General features: G+C 47.7%; 7 protein-coding genes. 2 read left to right on the top strand and 5 right to left on the bottom strand.

Annotated features, from left to right (window positions below; genetic code table 11):
* Positions 1 to 63: 63 nt before the first annotated feature.
* Positions 64 to 1575 (top strand): methyltransferase RsmF C-terminal domain-like protein, encoded by a 1512-nt coding sequence (locus HMPREF9442_RS14030; protein WP_008629869.1) that lies wholly within the window; start codon positions 64 to 66, stop codon positions 1573 to 1575.
* A 159-nt stretch (positions 1576 to 1734) separates the two neighbouring features.
* Positions 1735 to 2205, top strand: a complete 471-nt coding sequence (locus HMPREF9442_RS14035; RefSeq protein ID WP_008629870.1) for an arsenate reductase/protein-tyrosine-phosphatase family protein — start codon at positions 1735 to 1737, stop codon at positions 2203 to 2205.
* 437 nt (positions 2206 to 2642) lie between these two features.
* Here HMPREF9442_RS14035 and porE read toward each other — a convergent pair whose 3' ends face one another.
* The 5 genes from porE to HMPREF9442_RS14060 all read right to left on the bottom strand — a co-directional run bounded on the left by porE (position 2643) and on the right by HMPREF9442_RS14060 (position 16901).
* Positions 2643 to 4664 (bottom strand): PorE family type IX secretion system protein, encoded by a 2022-nt coding sequence (gene porE, locus HMPREF9442_RS14040; protein ID WP_008629886.1) that lies wholly within the window; start codon positions 4662 to 4664, stop codon positions 2643 to 2645.
* A gap of 123 nt (positions 4665 to 4787) precedes the next feature.
* A complete protein-coding gene (locus HMPREF9442_RS14045) occupies positions 4788 to 8447 on the bottom strand; it encodes a LamG-like jellyroll fold domain-containing protein (RefSeq protein WP_147639923.1) in 3660 nt (1219 codons plus the stop codon).
* Positions 8448 to 8674: 227 nt separating this feature from the next.
* Positions 8675 to 11152 carry a family 43 glycosylhydrolase gene (locus tag HMPREF9442_RS14050; RefSeq protein ID WP_008629890.1) on the bottom strand — a complete coding sequence of 826 codons (2478 nt, stop codon included), beginning with the start codon at positions 11150 to 11152 and terminating at the stop codon, positions 8675 to 8677.
* A 380-nt stretch (positions 11153 to 11532) separates the two neighbouring features.
* Entirely contained in the window at positions 11533 to 14148 is a 2616-nt protein-coding gene (locus HMPREF9442_RS14055; RefSeq protein WP_008629892.1) for a UvrD-helicase domain-containing protein, read from the bottom strand.
* A 545-nt stretch (positions 14149 to 14693) separates the two neighbouring features.
* On the bottom strand, positions 14694 to 16901 hold the full coding sequence (locus tag HMPREF9442_RS14060) for a DNA topoisomerase 3 (protein WP_040603203.1): 2208 nt from the start codon (positions 16899 to 16901) through the stop codon (positions 14694 to 14696).
* Positions 16902 to 17016 lie beyond the last annotated feature (115 nt).

Genomic DNA, 17016 nt, shown 5'->3' on the forward strand with positions numbered 1-17016 from the left:
CGTCCGATTTTGTTGTTCGCCACGTTTTTTTTGCGTACTTTTATCCTCATAAAATGATACGACATGACACGACCGGATATATCTCAGGAGTTTAAAGACTACGCCCTACGTTTGCTTGGTACGGAGCGTTATGCACGTTTTGCCCAAGCTTTGGATGAAGAACCTTCCGTGAGTGTGAGGCTGAATCCGTTCAAGTCCTTATGGGCCGGTCTTTCGACGGAATATTTGAATGGGGGAGATGGCCCGGTGCCTTGGGCTTCCGGTGAAGGAGGTTACCTAAGCGAACGTCCTCCGTTCACATTCGACCCATTATTCCATGCCGGTGCCTATTATGTACAAGAGGCTGCTTCCATGTTTCTCGGGCAGGTCTTATGCCGTTATGTAACCCGTCCGGTGATAGCGCTCGACCTTTGTGCTGCACCCGGCGGCAAGTCTACCCATATTCGTTCGTGTCTGCCGGAGGGTAGTCTGTTGGTGGCCAACGAACCCGTAAAGGCACGTGCTCAGGTTTTACTGGAGAATCTGACGAAGTGGGGACATCCTGACGTGGTAGTGACCAACAGTTATCCAAGGGATTTTGCCCGTTTGCCAGCCTTTTTCGACTTGTTGGTGACCGATGTGCCGTGCTCCGGCGAGGGGATGTTCCGAAAAGAAGAAGATGCCGTGACAGGTTGGAGTATGGAGGCTGTCCGGATGTGCCGTGACCGTCAGCGTGAGATTTTGCGTGACGTATGGCCTTCGTTGAAGCCTGGTGGGTTGTTGGTGTACAGTACTTGTACGCTGAATGCTTTAGAGGATGAGGAAAATGTGGCTTGGATAGCCGAAGAACTCGGTGCGGAAATACTTCCTCTTGATGTGGAACCGGGTTGGGGAGTCGTGGGGAACCTGCTTCCGCTCTCCTCTGTAAAAGATACGGTGAAGGCGGAAAGGCTTTTTCCCGTCGCCCATTTCATTCCCGGTTTTACTCGTGGAGAAGGCTTCTTTTTGGCCGTTTTACGAAAAAATGGTGAGGAAGGGGCTTCAGATTGTGGGATGTCCTCTGACTGGTATAAAAGTGAGCGTGTGAAGTCTAAAAAGAAACGTACTGTACAAGCTTCCGTTCCGGCTTTGCCTGCTTCCTGCCGGTCATGGTTGCTTCATGCCGATACCTTTGATTTCGTTTCCGACGGACCGGTGTGGACGGCTATACGTGCTTCATTCTCCCGTCAGATAGGCTTGTTGAGAGAATCGGTTAAAGTATGGCAGGTTGGTGTTCCGTTGGCTACGGTAAAGGGGAAGGACTATATTCCGCTTCACGCTTTAGCGATGTCCGTCGACTTGAATCGTGCGGCTTTCCCGGTTGTCCCCGTTTCCTACGACATGGCGGTGCCCTATTTACGTAAAGAAGTGCTTGTCTTGCCTCCCGACACTCCTAAAGGTTACGTGTTGCTGACGTTTCAGGACACTCCGATCGGTTTCGTGAAAAATATAGGCGGACGGGCCAATAACCTTTATCCACAGGAGTGGAAAATACGGACAAGCTATCTTTCGACTTATAGTTTAAAAGGAGATTTATGGCGTAAATCAATAGAATAAAGTGAAAAATGCTAAAAAATAATATATTTCTCTCTTGTTACTTGCTTTCTTATTCTGTAAATGCTATATTTAAAGCCTGAGAGTGTGAATGGATTGAAGCGATGAGAGTTCTACTCACACCGTAGATGTCTAATTGTCTAACTTAATCTATACAGCGCTATGAAAATTTTATTTATCGGTTCAGGGTGCGCCTGTAGGTTACCTTTTGTAGAATATCTTTTTAAGAAGAAAATACAAGAGGCAGAGGTGCCGGATATTGAAGTAGAGTCCGCCGATATGGCCATGTGGGGAGTCACTTCTCATGAAAGTGTGGTTCCGGAAAGCAGTGGTCCTGATAAAGTAGGCAACTTACTGAATCAGGCCGATTTTATCGTGGTTATGGAAGGACGGCAGCGCAACTTTCTGACACGTTTTATGGATTACAGTAGTTGGAATAAAATTCACTTATTCTTGGATTATTGTACATCTGAGAAGGAACATCTGGTAGGTTCCGTGTGTGGCGATCTCGATTATCAGACGCAGGATGAAGAGATGAGTAATGGTTGTATGAATCTGATAGCTCGCATAAAGGCTTTTTTGAAGGAGCATTTAAGCGAGAAAACGGAAATCTCCACATTGATGCCGGCTTAAACGATAAAGCATATCGGGCAGGGACATTCCATGTCGGGTATGCTTTATGATTAGAAATGAAGGAATATGTGTTTGGTGAAAACTATTGTGAGTCTCCTTGTGATGCTTATGGCGGGGTTGCAAAGTGTGCAATCGCAAAATTGGGTTATTGTGAAAGAACGGTCTGTAGGAGTGGATTCTGAAAGTTTGAGGGTTGGAGGCGTTTTGGGGAAAGCGAAAAAAGGTGTGGTATTATGCCAACGGGACGGTGTGGAAACAAGGCATGTATGGCCTTCTTATCGAAAAATATAAAGTATCCGCCAGTTTGTGTATCTGAAGAAGCGAGTGGAAGAGTATATATGCAATTTGTGGTGGAAAAAGATGGGGAAATCTGCCAAATCAGGGTGTTGTTTTCTTTACCGGTAAAGTTCGGGTTGAAATAGGCATGAGGAAAAAGATTACTGCTCTTTTGCCTCCGTGTTGTTTTTCGGGGTTTCCGGAGTATCGAACAAACCGTAAGTGGTACGGAGGACGCGGAATTCCGTCCGGCGGTTCAGGGCGTTGCAGATTTCCTGCTGTTCTTCTGGCAGTTTTTTGATGAAAGCCTCCGTCAATGTGTCGTTCTCATGCAGGAACGGGTACCGTTCCGTCAATCGTTTGCGGATGACTTTCGGGCGTGTCTCGCCATATCCGATGGGAGTCAGGCGGTCGGTAGCGACGCCGTGTGCTATCAGGTACTTCACCACTGATTCTGCCCGGCGTTGGGAGAGGCGGATATTGTATTCATCCCTTCCCCGGTAGTCGCAATGCGAGCTGAGTTCAATCGTGATGTTCGGGTTGTCTTCCATGAGCGTGACGAGGGAGTCCAGTGCAAGAGTAGAAGAGTCCGTGAGTTCCGCACTGTCGAAGGCGTAAAATACATTGTCTACCAGTACGGGAGCTGTGATGGAAGCCAGTTCGAACTGAAGTACGTATTCTTTGCTTATGCTGCTAGTGTCCACTCGCAGTTGTTCTTTATGGTTCAGGAATCCCTTGCACGTACCTAAGAATACATAGTCTACATTGGGTTGGATTTCTTGGGTAAAAGAACCGTCTCCTTTCACGCTCAGTTTCAAGTTTGTCCCGTCGTTGCCCACCATGTAAACCAGGCCTTCCGGCAGTTCATAGCCGTCTTTTTCGTAGACCCATCCTTTGACCGTAAGCAATACTTCCGGGCATTCGAAACTCATGATGTGGTCCCACCCTCGGGCATCTCCCCGGTTGGTGCTGAAAAATCCCCGGTTGTGCAGTCCGTCAAAAGTCATGGCAAAATCATCTCCTTGCGAATTCATCGGATATTTCAGGTTTTCTACGGTCCATGTACCCGCACTGTCCTGTTCGGCCTTGAATAAGTCTAATCCGCCCATGCCAACGTGTCCGTCGGAGGAAAAATACAAATCTCCGTTCGGACGGAATGAAGGGAACATTTCATTCCCCGGAGTATTGATGGGTTCGCCGAGATTATCCACTCCGCCTAATCCATGTTCTCCTATTTCTATTCGCCAGATGTCCAAGCCTCCTAATCCTCCCGGCATGTCGGATACGAAATACAGCCATCTGCCATCCGGCGATACGGTAGGATGGGCAAAGGAGGATAAAGTGTCTTTTGTGATTTCCAATAATTTGGGTGCACTCCAACTGGCATCCGTGCGTTCCGAGGTATAAATTTGTGCATATCGTGGATATTCGGGGTCATGCGTGCAACGGGTGAAATACATTGTTTTGCCGTCCGGCGAAAAGGCGCAGGCTCCTTCATCGTATTCGCTGTTTACTTCGGATTCTACCAGTTCCGGTGCCTGCCATTTCCCTTTATCGTCTTTTCTGGAGATAAAGATATCACCGGACTTGATACCCGTAATGCCGCTCAGTTCGTTGCCTGTTGCCTGTGGGCGTGTGGAAGTCAGATACAGCATGTCCATGTCATCACCTGCCAACATCGGGCAATAGTCCGAGCGTCGGGCATTGAGTAGCGGTTCTTTCCTTATCGAATACAGTGTCGGTTTCTGTTTCCAGATGGGTGCCATGGTACAGCCCTGTAGTCCGTGACGTGCCAATACGTCGTTTGGTTTGTACTGAAGGTAAATCTCATAATTCTGCAACGCCTTTTTATAATCGCCGTTTTTGCGTTGCATTTCAGCCAAATAAAAATAAACGATGCTGTCCGGGTAGTTGTATCGTGCTGCATTTTGGTATGATCCGATGGCCCGTGAAGTATAATTGATGCGCCGGTAGCAGTCCGCAGCTTTGTAGGCCCGTTCGCCCCTCTTGGCGCGTTCCTTGGGTTTGGTGCGCATATAGGCTTTACGGTATTCGGCTGCCGCTTCGAAGTATTCTCCTATGGCATAGAATTTATCTCCCTTTTTCACATTGCTTTCCGCGCTACAGCTTGCGAGCCATAACGTCACAAAAATACCCCCAAAAAGAGAAATCCATTTTTTCATATTCCATTCGGTATGCAAATATAATTTTTTTATTTCATTTACCGTTGGAACTAACGGATTTTTTTGAACCGAAATGGATTCAGGAGTATCTTTTTGAGGGTGTCTTGTTAGATAGACGGAACGCTAACGAATGACAACCTTTTCTTGTTTCATGGTGCCGTCGTTGAACAGTGTCTGTCGGATATAAATGCCTTTCTGCAAATTGGTAGTTCGTATGCCGTCTAATGTATAGTAGAGTTTACGTATGACGGTATGGTTTCCCGTTTGGGTCTCAGGTATGCTGCTGCCTTCTATGGGAATAAATTCAAAAGGATAATCGTTAGGTTCTTCTGTTGCAGCGAAATTTATGTTCCCGTTTTCGTCCACATTCCAGAATATTTTACCCGATCGTGCGGATTTCTGTATGGCCAGAGGTGTTATGCCTTTGGCTCCGCTGAGGCGGAACATCCTTGTGGATGTTGTTTTCCATGTCCCGTCATCTTTCAGATAGGCTTGGTCCAATAAAGACATGAAACCGCATGCTGTGGAAGGCGGTCTGTTGTCCACATACCATTGTTGGGCTTTGTTCTCTTCTCTTCCTTTCGGTTCAAAGGATGGAACCGTGCCGTTCCCATGGTTGGTCAGGTAAGTGTCATATCCTCTGTGTCGGATATAATAATAGCCGACCGGGATAGTTCGGTAATTGTTGTCTTTTACATAAATTTGATAGTTGAGGGTGGTGGAGTGGTTTCCTGCCGTATAAGAAAGGCTATACGTCCCGGAAGTCTGTATGTCGTTGATTACAAGTTCGTCTCCTGTCGAATCGTCGTTCCATAGGTAACTTCCGTTCACCATGAAGTCGGATGGGGTGACAGAAAGGGTCACGTTGTCCCCTTGTTCCACTATGGCCATGGAGGAGTCCGTGTAGCGTCCTCCGTTGACAGTGATGTCCGGACGGGCAATTTGCACGTTGATATGGAATGTCACCTTTTGTTTCCGTCCACCTTGTCCGATGAATAATACGGATACGTTCCGGCTAGTTGTCACGTTCGGCAAAGTGATGGACGGACCGGTGGCTCCGTTTTCCCATGTGTAATATCCCCAACCCATCTTTGCTTGGACTTCGAGGGTTACGGGGTTGCCGTATAGGATGTTGACCGTGCGGGTTTGCAATTTGTTTCCATTGGCAGTAATAAAAGGTATAATGTCGCTTTCTTCGCAATCTCCTGCTACGGCAATGGTGAACGCCTGTTCGCTTTCCACGCCTTTTTCATTGGTGTAAGTCACGCGCCATACACCGCTCTTGTTCGCCACAATCGTAATGTCCTTGGATGTCTCTCCGTTGTTCCATTTCCATTTCCCGGTGTCTGCCGTGCCAACCGGAAGTTGGGGCTTCAGCGTGACGATAGTGCCAACCGGGAGGGCGTTGGTCGGTGCTATGGCATAGGTGTTGGTAAGCCCGCCAAGTTCGTTGCGGGGTACTGTTGTTCCATTATATTCCATGACAGGGGTGAGTGGTGTGGGCACTTGGTCAGGTTGTGCGAAGTCTCGGGTGTTCATCAGCACGGAATAGCCCATGTGGTCGTATCCTCCGCTGACACTGCCCTGTCCGCCTCCGTCAATACCCATTTTTTCGTAAGCCATTTCAGAGAAAGGCATTTTCACGCCTTTGATGCCCTCGTAATGTCCGATGACGGTGCCCCAGTACGGACGAATTTGTTCTCCCAGTGCCGGTGATTTTTGTAGCCACGACCGGTTGTCCCACCAAGCTAATCCCCGGTCGGCATAATGATAGTCGGTCCAAGGCAGGTTAGGCACGCTTTGCGTCTGTGCCGCCAAATATTCGATGCCGGCGGCCAGACGGTTGTCCATGTAGGAAAACAGGTCGTCTCCTTGGTTCCATCCGATGTGTGCCACATCCACAGCCAATCCTGCAGCCATGGCAGCGTGACCGATGTCGCGACCGCTTTCCTGCATCTGTCCCAATTTTCCGTACGCACCTGTTTCCAACTCCGAATTTTGTGTCGTGACCACCAGATTGCCTATGAATTCTGTCAGTCCGTCATTCAAAATCGGGTTGGCTGTACGTGGGTCTACGAAAGTACCTACTTGGTCGTATTTGTAGAAAGAAAGGCCTTGGTTATAAAGGAACACGTCATCACAAAGGATGCCGATGCTCATTACGGCCAATACGTTGCACAATCCCCAGTTCGACCAATAATGCCCAGGGCACTTCCCCCATCCTCCGGAGTTTTCCCACGTGCCGTTTCGGCCATGTAGGAATCCTATACAAGAAGGATACCACACATTGAGCATCCATCGTTTGAACTCTGCAAAGTCTTCTGCATTCCAACCCTCGTAGTCGCGTACCAGTTCGGCTGCGTTGGCAAAAGCATAACCGTATAGTCCGGCTGCCAACGCATAATTGGAGTCTCCGCCGATGGCTTTCGTCGTGCGTGCCCAAGCCATAAGGACGTCTACGGCGTGGCGGGCGTGTTCTTCCGACCTGTCTATTTTCCAACGAAGCGCATTCTGGTAAGCGATGGTGGCACCGCGTGCGGCGTTGATATAGTTTTCCCCTACTCCTCCGCCACGGACAATGGTTTCAACGGGATAGGTGGCGGCATTGGATTGTGAATAAGCCGCGTTTTTCAGTACATTGTATGCGGCTATGACTTTTGCGTTGCCGTCCTTCAACTGTTGCCGTATGCGTTCAAAGTCCTCATCGGTGTGGAGCGCACCGGGATGTCGGAATCCTTTGTCCGTATCATAGCCTTCCACGACATCCTCGTCATCGAATTCAAATCCGTCAGTGGCTTTCAACGTGTTCTGTGCTGCGGCCAAGGCTTTGATTTGTTTGTCAATGACGTTTTGGTTCACTTTTCCTTCCTCAGCGAGGGTTTTGGCCATGTTGATTTCATCCAGGTAAATCGCCACGGCAGCTTCCGGATAAATTGCAGCATGCCCGGCCAAGAAATCTTCTGCTTCCCGGATGGCGGTTCGCAGGGCTGTGAAATCGCCGGGGGTACCATAGCGGAATTCATGCTCCAAATCTTCGGTGATTTGTGAGAGGGCGTTGATTTCCGCCGTGCCCAATACTTTGCCGTAAAGTCTGATGTCGCTCACGAGGGTTTGTTTCAAGTAATTGTCTGCGGAAAAAGGAGCACGTCCAATCCATACGTAAGGAATGGAGGCATTGAAGTTTTCCGAGTTGGCAGGCATCGAACTGTTTGACCCTTTGCGTACACCGTTAAGATAAAGCGTGCCGTTCTTTCCGTTTTGTGTATAAAGGACGTGCATCCACCGGCCTTTTTCCGATTCTCCTCCGATTTCAATACCCGTTTCGTGTTGATAACCACCTGTGGAGTTGGCAAACCGTTGTGCGTTCAAGCGGTAGGCCGAATATTTCCCCTCAGAAGCGGTGCAAGCCATGGATGTGGAGAAGGACCAAAGGAAGAATCCCGCGCCGGAAAGCGAGGCGTTTTCGTCTACCCGGTAGTACATGGAGACTGTATAGGAGTCCATTTCTTTGAATAGGGCGCCCGTTTTTTCGGTCAAATCAAGATAACCAGACTGGTTGCCCAAATTGAGCACATGGTATTTTCCCATTTCTTCCACCTTGGCACCGTTTTTCAACGAAGCTATGATGCCGGACGTAGAAGCGTCCGTGACGGAAGTACCGTTTACTTGTTCGAAGTCGAAGTGCAGCCGCAATCCGTCTTCCTGTGCATAAAGTCCGGTGCCGGTACATGCCACGAAGCAAGAAGCTAACAGCATGCAGAGTTTTTTCCTTTTGCTTTTCATGTCATTGTTCATAAGTGTAAATTAAGTAATGATAATAAATCTCTTTATGTATATACGAATAAGGACGGCGAATTACTTATTTTTTTAATATTAAAGATGGTTAAGACAATAAAAAGCCACGAATACGGACGAATGAGAAAAACCGTATTCCATGGCTTGGGTTGCGCAGGCGGTTCCGTTATGGTTTTACCTATGGAGATAGAGCCTGTGCAGGGAGGAGGATTTTTTCAGTGTTTCTGATTATTCCAGTAATCTTCGAGCCGGTCCGCCTCTTCTTTTGTCAGGTGGATGACGGCACCGTGCTTGGGCGACCGGAAGTTGGTGGTTTTCATTATGCCTTCGTTGAAGCGTCCCAAGTTCTTGAAGTGTACGAAGTCACAGGTTTCCACAAAGCCGAAGTTGTGCGGGTTGATGCCGAAGATGTCGTACATGAGTACCCATTTGTTTTCACCGATGCGTTTCCAAACGTTAGGTGCCTCACAGGCCACCGGTTCAAAGTCTATCCAACGCGGGTCGAACCGGTAGCTTCCGTCGATACGGTCGGAAACCGCCTGTTTGATGCCCGAACCGGATTCATGCGCCACGTAGAACAGGTGATATTCCATTTTTTGCCGCTCCTCGTTCCATATCGGGGTGATGTCGCCGTCGATGGCAGACGCTCCAGAGGGGTATTCAAACAAGATTTGCGGAATACTCTCGATACGGTTGAAATCTTGGTTTACGTAGACATAATAAAGCCTGTTTTGCTCGTTGCCGAACCGCATGGTGAAATAAATCATCATCCGTCCTGTGGCGGGGTCATAGACTGTTTCCGGTGCCCAAGCACAACCTATCTGTGCAAATTCCTTGGACATCTGGTCGAAACGTATGTTGGTGCGTGTCCAATGGATGAGGTCGAACGATTTCATCAGCACCAAGCCACGGTTGTTTCCCCAACCATAAGCTTTCCCGTCGCGCTCCCATTCCGTATCGCGGTAACCCTCGCGTTGTGCATAAATATGCAAGTCGGTCATGGCCAAGTAGAAGCCGCCGTCCGGGCCACGGTAGATATGCGGGTCGCGGATACCTTTCTGGTCGGCGATTGTATCGCCTGCAATAATGGGCTTGCCATCGTTCAGGGCGGTAAACGTATAACCGTCGCGGCTGATGGCTGCATGCAGGCAGTGGTCTTCGTCCTGATGGAATACCATAAGGTAGGCCGCCATGTCTTTTTCTTGCGGTGTGGCGTCACGGTAGGTGAAGTTGCGGAAAGTCGTACGTCCTTTTCCTGCGGACAGGAGTGCAGGACGGAGGGCATAGAACCCACCGTAGTTGTTGTGATGAAGTCCCGACACGTCGATATCCGTGGCCAGTTCCTTCCATGACTTTCCGTCCTTGCTGGCAGAGAGGGTCACGCGGTTGGCACGGTTGAGCAGGCGGAGGTAGAAATGCTTGTGGTAATCGGACGGCATGGTTTCGGCTTTTTCCCCGTTGCGGTATATCGTGAGCGTCTTTCCGTCCGAAGCGACACCGGCGTATGCCTTCTCGTCATAGAAAAGGAGCAAACCGCCCGTGTTCCCTTTTCCGAGGGTGATTTCCGTCGTGAGCTCATAGTTCTTGTCTGTGGCTGTGGTCAAAAGCAAACGTCCATCCGTAGGAGTCTTGCCTTTGGCTTTGACGCTCATGCCGTCCTTGCCGAATGAGAGGCTTTCGGGGGCGTATTCCTTCCAAAAGGTCCATTGCAGGCCGAGTTGCTTGCCCGTGAAGTCATCGGAGAGTTCCAGTCCGTGTTTTTCAGGGTCTTGTGCCGGGAGCGGACGGGCATCATGCCGCAGCTTGACCCATCCGTCGGCTGTCCATTCCACCGGGTCTATCAGCGTCTGGCGACCCAACGTGTGGTAACCTTGTGCGTAAGCATGGTACACCACCCACCAGTTCCCTTCGGCATCGTCGATGAGCGTACCGTGTCCTTTCGACCACCAAGGGTCGCTTGCATTGTAGGTATGCACCAAAGGGTTGTAGGGGGAGTTCTCCCACGGGCCGAACACGCTTTTGGAACGTGCCACGACTACCATGTGACTCGTGGCCGGTCCGGCGGTGCCGCCTTCTGCCGATACCATATAATAATAACCGTCCTTGTGCAGCAGTTTCGGGCCTTCGAGGAACATGTCGCCATTGCCTTCGGTTTTCCAATCCTTGGGGAACCGCCAACCTTCGTAGACGGTCTTTTTCGGTCCCGTCACTTTCAGCCCGTCGTCGCTTAGCGGGGCTATGGCACCTTTGTCCACATATAAATACCGTTTGCCGTCTTCGCCCACTACATGTCCAGGGTCGATGCCCGTCAGGTCGAGTTTCACCGGTTGGCTCCACGGGCCTCGGATATCATCGGCATAGACCACATAGTTGGCTCCGGCAGCAGGATAGTAGATATAGTAACGTCCTTTGTACTTCACCAAGTCTGGAGCGTAGACCGAACCGTCGAGTGCATGGAGTGCACGGGCTATGGGGGTCCAGTTCACCAAATCGGTAGAGTGCCAAATGAGCAGTCCCGGTGCGTAATTGAAAGATGAGTTTGTCATGTAGAAGTCTTTTCCTTCCCTGATGATGGACGGGTCGGGATAATCCCCACTCAAAAGCAGGCGAGGGAAGGTTTGTGCACGGCCTGTGGTTGCCAGGCATAAAAATAGTAAACTAAGAATCAGTTTGCTGATACGAGTACTGTTCATGGTTTAAGTGATTAAAAGTTATTGGGTTGAATTTCTCTCCAAAGTTATATAAATAGGGAGTGAAGAGTGTGCTGTTTACACGCAAATGCCTGTGTTTTTAATACAGTTTAACTATTATTTATTGTTCTTCTGCGATAACCAGGATGGGGTTGGACATGTCGTCCAATGGATAATCATTTACCGCTGTTTTCTAAAAAAACGATAGCGAAATAAAATAGATTAGAAATAAACTGCTTGTGAGTCCTTTTTCAAATAACGGGGTAATGACTTGGCAACAGTCTCAAATTTCGTGAAATGCGTTGCTTTTCTTTCTGTCAAACAACTCTTATTATGCAAAAGTAGTGCAATTTGTCTAATGAAAAGCATTATGAGCGTTTTTATTATTGCTTGCCTTCTAGTTTTCCTATTCGCATAACGATAGAGGTTTGACTTCTTCCCATTTTCTCTGCGATGTACTTTATGCTTTTTCCTTCATGGTAAAGGGTAAGTAGGAATTTGTCAGCACTGCGTGTCCATTTCTTGTTGGCATTGGGGTGTTTGGTGTAACTTTCTTCCGTGACTTTACCGGGGTGTAAGAACTCGTCAACAAAAACGGATGGGAAGTGTCTGTCGTAAAGTACGTATGTCTTTATTTTGGCTCTGGTGATAGCCACATAAAACAACCTACGTTCTTCCCCATACGGATATTGGTCGCTTTTAGTCAGAACATAATCAAGAACAGGGTCATCACTTACCATTGAAGGGAATCCATAGGTATCTTTGTTGCATTGAAGTATTATTACATAATCTGCTTCAAGTCCTTTGGATTTATGGACTGTAAGGAATTCAATCTTTCTGTTTCCAATGAAGTAGTAAAAGCGATTGCCCTCTTTTACCGATTTGTACAGAAACGACAAATAGTAGTCATCAAAGGAATACCGCCCTAACAAAAAGATGGATTTATCCGCAGGGATAGACGCAACCAATAGTCCGATAGCGTTACAATAGTCACGTCGTTCATAAGCGCAGAATTGTAATTCGGTTTTGATTTGCGGATTGAATGGGTGTATATCCTTTTTTAGCTGTGTCTTATTCCGTTGGATGAATTGCGATGACAGGCTTACCAAAGGCTCTCCAAAACGGTATGTCGTTTCGATTCTATTGATTTCTGTGGAGCCGAAATAATCAGAGAATTGATTGAAAAGAGCCATGTCACTTCCTGAAAAACGGTATATGGATTGCCAATCATCGCCCACGCAATACAATTTTGCAGGAGGATTGCCTTCTCGGAGTACTTTAAGGAAATTGTAGCGGTCAACTGATATATCCTGGAACTCGTCAACGATGATATATTCATACTTTACAGGATGGGAGGAACGGCATATTTCCGTGGCTTGCAGAATAGCATCGGTAAAGTCTATCTGATTACTGCTTTTCAATTCTTCAATATACAGTTCATAAACAGGCTGAAATATTCTCTTGATAATAAATGTGCTGCGTTCGTCCCCAACACTTTTAGCCTGTTTCAAAACCTCTTTTATAGACTTGCAACTGGACTTAATTAATGTCGCAAAAGTTACAACAAGCCGAATGAAAGCCTTTTCTTGCTTGCTGTTTGGAGGAAGAACCATATCGTATAATTCGGCATCTGTTTTTTCTTGAACAGGAACGCCTATCTTTTCCAATGAAGCTTTTAATGTATGCCGAATATCTGAATAATGGAAATCAGCACTTGAAGTTGTCAATAATATAGTCCCAAACTTCTCATGGGCTGCTTTTTTCCATGTTATTCCGTCATTGTATTTTTGGTTTGCTTCTTCATAAGTAATGCCTTTGTCTTTTGCAAACCATGTGGGAACAAGTCCATGCTCGTTCACGCCAAAATGCTCTAAATAAATACGTTTTGTATTGCCATCTTGCTCAAAGTAAATGGAAAAATCGGGTCTGTATTGTGAATGCATTTCATCAGCCAATGGATGTTCGTAAGGCTCTTCATACCTGAATTTCACACCCAAAGAAGATAATACAAAACAGATTTTCTGCTCCTGCTCACTACGAACATAAATAGTTTTCCCGTCCATGTCAGGGAATTGCGCTTTCAAGCGTGCTTCTTTTAATTCGGAGAGTTTTTGTCTACGCTCATTTTTGTGATGCTCCCAATCCTCTTCTTGCACTTGATAGTCAACAAAGTATTCTATAATACCTTTTTTGAACCACTTATCTTCTAATAGTTTATGATATATTTTCACAAACAATGCGTCTGTGTTATCGCAGATGGAGGGCTTTTGTCCTGTCGCTTTCCCGATGATGTCAATAGCAAGTTTATGAAAGGTGTATCCCCTTAGTCCTTCTATATCCATCCTTTCCGTCAACTCGGCAGCAGCTTTGTTTGTATAGCTGATAAGAAGAATCTTTTGAGGATTGATGTGCTTGATGTCTACCAGGAACCTTCCCTTTCCTACAATGGACGATGTTTTTCCACTTCCTGCACTACTAACCACCAAACAATTATCTTCCTCAGACACGATTGAACGCCTTTGCTGTGTGTCTAACGGGTATTTAAGACAATGGTCGAAAAAAACTTTGTGGGTGTCAAGAGTGTCTTGGATAACCTGCTCATTATGTCTTTTGACAATTGAGTGGATGTTTCCGAAATCATGTGTAAATTTTGAGATTGTCTCGGACGGTTTTATATGGAATGCTTCAAGACTTCTCTGCAAAGAATTGACTTTATGGAAGAACTCAGTATAATATTTTGTGAATTGTTTCTCTTCCGAAGAGGATATTATGTGTTCATTAAAACTATTCCTTAAATCGGTTTCAATATCAATGAAAAAACTTTCATTACTTTGCTTTAGTTCCTTTTCTCTGCTTTTTTGTATATCCTTATAAGGAGTTATGGTTGTAATTCGTTCCGACAGTTCATTTAATCTCTTTTTTAGCAATAACCGTATCGTTACTATGACGATACCTATTATAGTAGCGATACTTAGTCCTAAAACAAAAGATGAAAGCATAACGCTCCTTTTTTATTTCACGTGTATTGAAAAGAGTTGCCTCAATCCGAATACAAAGATAGTGGATTTTTACGATAATCTCTTATTTTCTAATGATTTTCTTTATTTCTTCAAAGAACTTAGGATAGTTGGAGATTGTTGGGATAGAAAAGGTATTTTGCCGGAGTCCATCATTTTCTGTATGTTTCCCCAAGGTTTTTTGCAAAAACATCCTTCATCTTTCAGATTGTTCGATAATCGGTTGTTATAGAATGAATTGTAGGATGAAGGATGTTTCAGTCATCTTTCAGTTCCCCTTCATGGCAGAAAGCAATGAAAAGTTCTGCGCCAAATGATTTTTCAATCTCAGCCGAACGATTTTTCGTTCTGCGCCAAGCGATTTTCCTGTCTCAGCCGAACGAAATGAAGCATGGCTGAAAGATGCCTGAAATATCCTTCAGCTTATAACATCAATGTTATGAGGATGTTAAAGTGCATCCTGAAAGATGAAGGATGTTTTCACGAAAAACTTGTGTAGGAGGCGGTATGGCATGCAAGGACGCGGCTTACGAAGAGATTTCCAACGGTGCGCGGAAAGTACATCCGTTTTTCCATTCCGAACAGCCGAAAGCGGTCTTGCCTTTGATGATGTGCCCCTTTCCGCAGAGCGGGCAGAGGTTACCCTCTTTGGGGGCAGGAGGCGTGGCCGGGATTACGGCTGTTTGGGGAGCGGCCGACTTTTTAGATAAATCGCTCTCGCCCGGCATAGTCAGGCGGGCTTGGTTCTGCTCTCGCTTGCTCGCGATTTTGCGTGCCGTTTTTGGTGCTTTAGCTGACTTTTCTTTTACGTTTCCCTTTTTCCCTTTTGGTACAGGTTTATCTTCCTGTGTTTCCGCGACGCGACGGTTGGTGTTGTCTGCCAGGACGGTATGCACGATTTCGGCTACCATTTGCTTGAGTTCTTCCAAAAAAGTTTTGGCATCGTAGGTTTTCTTTTCAATCAACCGAAGGCGGCGTTCCCAAATGCCGGTCAACTCGGCACTTTTGAGCAGTTCCTCATGGATGAGGCTGATGAGTTCCACTCCCGTGGGAGTGGCTATAAGGTTCTTTCGTTCCAACCGAATATAATGCCGCTTGAAGAGGGTCTGGATGATGGCGGCCCGGGTGGACGGACGGCCGATACCGTTCTCTTTCAAGGCATCACGCAATTCGTCGTCGTCCACCAGGCGACCCGCAGTCTCCATGGCGCGCAAGAGCGTAGCTTCTGTGTAAGGTTTGGGTGGCTGTGTCCATTTTTCGGCCAAGTCCGGAACGTGGGGGCCGCTTTCACCTTTCGTGAAAACAGGGAGCGTACGTTCTTCCTCGGCGTTTTTTCCCAAGGTTTCCACCGTCTTGGCCTCCTGTGCATACACCTCTCGCCAACCCGGCAAGAGAATCTGTTTGCCGGTGGCTTTGAACGGGATGTTGGCCGTTTCGCCGAGGATGGTGGTGGTGGCGAATTTGCAGTCGGGGTAGAACGCTGCAATGAAACGCCGCGCCACGAGGTCGAATACCCGTTGTTCGTCCGGTGTCAAGCCGTGCGGTGCTACTCCTGTGGGGATAATGGCATGGTGGTCGGTGACTTTGGAAGAGTCGAACACCTTTTTACTCTTTTTCAACGCCGCGCCACGTAAGGGTTGGAGCAAGGCGGCATATTCGCCGGCTATACCGTTGAGGATGGCGTTGCATTTCGGATAAATGTCGTCGCTCAGGAAAGTGGTGTCCACACGTGGATAAGTCGTGACTTTCTTCTCGTAGAGCGACTGGATGAGTTGCAGGGTCAGGTCGGACGAGAAAGAAAACTTGCGGTTGCATTCCACCTGTAGCGAGGTCAGGTCGTACAAACGGGGAGGGGCTTCCGTTCCGTTTTTCTTGGTGACGGACGTAATCGTGAACGGTGCGTCTTTGATTTGTTCAAGGGCTTTCCGTCCTTCTTCTTCCGAGGTGAATCCCCGGCGTGCCACATCGTTTGCCTTGCCGCTTCCGTTGCCGTTCGCACCTTTTTCCTGAGAAACCGTCGCGGTTTCCTCTTCGTCTTGTTCCAACACAGCGGTAAAGACTGTATCACGGTAGTTGGTGGTCAGTACCCAATAAGGTTCCGGCTTGAAGTTCTCGATTTCCTGTTGACGGTTGACGATGAGAGCCAGTGTGGGGGTTTGAACCCGTCCGATGCTCAGCACCTGGCGGCCCTGTGCGTACTTCAATGTATAGAGCCGCGTGGCGTTCATGCCCAAAGTCCAGTCGCCGATGGCGCGGCTCAGTCCGGCTTCGTAGAGCGACTGGTATTCGCTCTGGTCTTTCAGGTTGCTGAATCCCTCACGGATGGCTTCTTCCGTGAGTGACGAAATCCAGAGGCGTTTCACCGGGCATCGGGCACCGGCCTTCTGCATGACCCAACGTTGTATCAACTCTCCCTCCTGTCCGGCATCACCGCAGTTGATGATCATGTCAGCAGCCTGCATCAGCCGTTCAATCACCCGGAATTGTTCTTCGATGCCCTTGTCATTTTTCAGCTTGATGCCGAAGCGGGGCGGAATCATGGGTAATGAAGAAAGGCTCCACGCTTTCCAGAGCGGAGTATATTCGTGCGGTTCCTTCAGTTCGCAAAGATGACCGAAAGTCCAAGTGACCTGGTAGCCGTTGCCTTCCCAATAATTACGGTGGTCTTGCGTGGCGCCCAGTACTTTGGCAATGTCTTTACCCACACTGGGTTTCTCGGCGATACATACAATCATGCGTTTCTCTTCTTCATTATAGCGGGACAAAGATAGTGCTTTTTGCCGGAAAAATGCAGGGAAAGCCTTTCGATTTGCAAGTGGATGCAAGGATGCCATGGGAGGATTGTATTTT

Source organism: Paraprevotella xylaniphila YIT 11841 (genome assembly GCF_000205165.1).
Lineage (GTDB): Bacteria > Bacteroidota > Bacteroidia > Bacteroidales > Bacteroidaceae > Paraprevotella > Paraprevotella xylaniphila.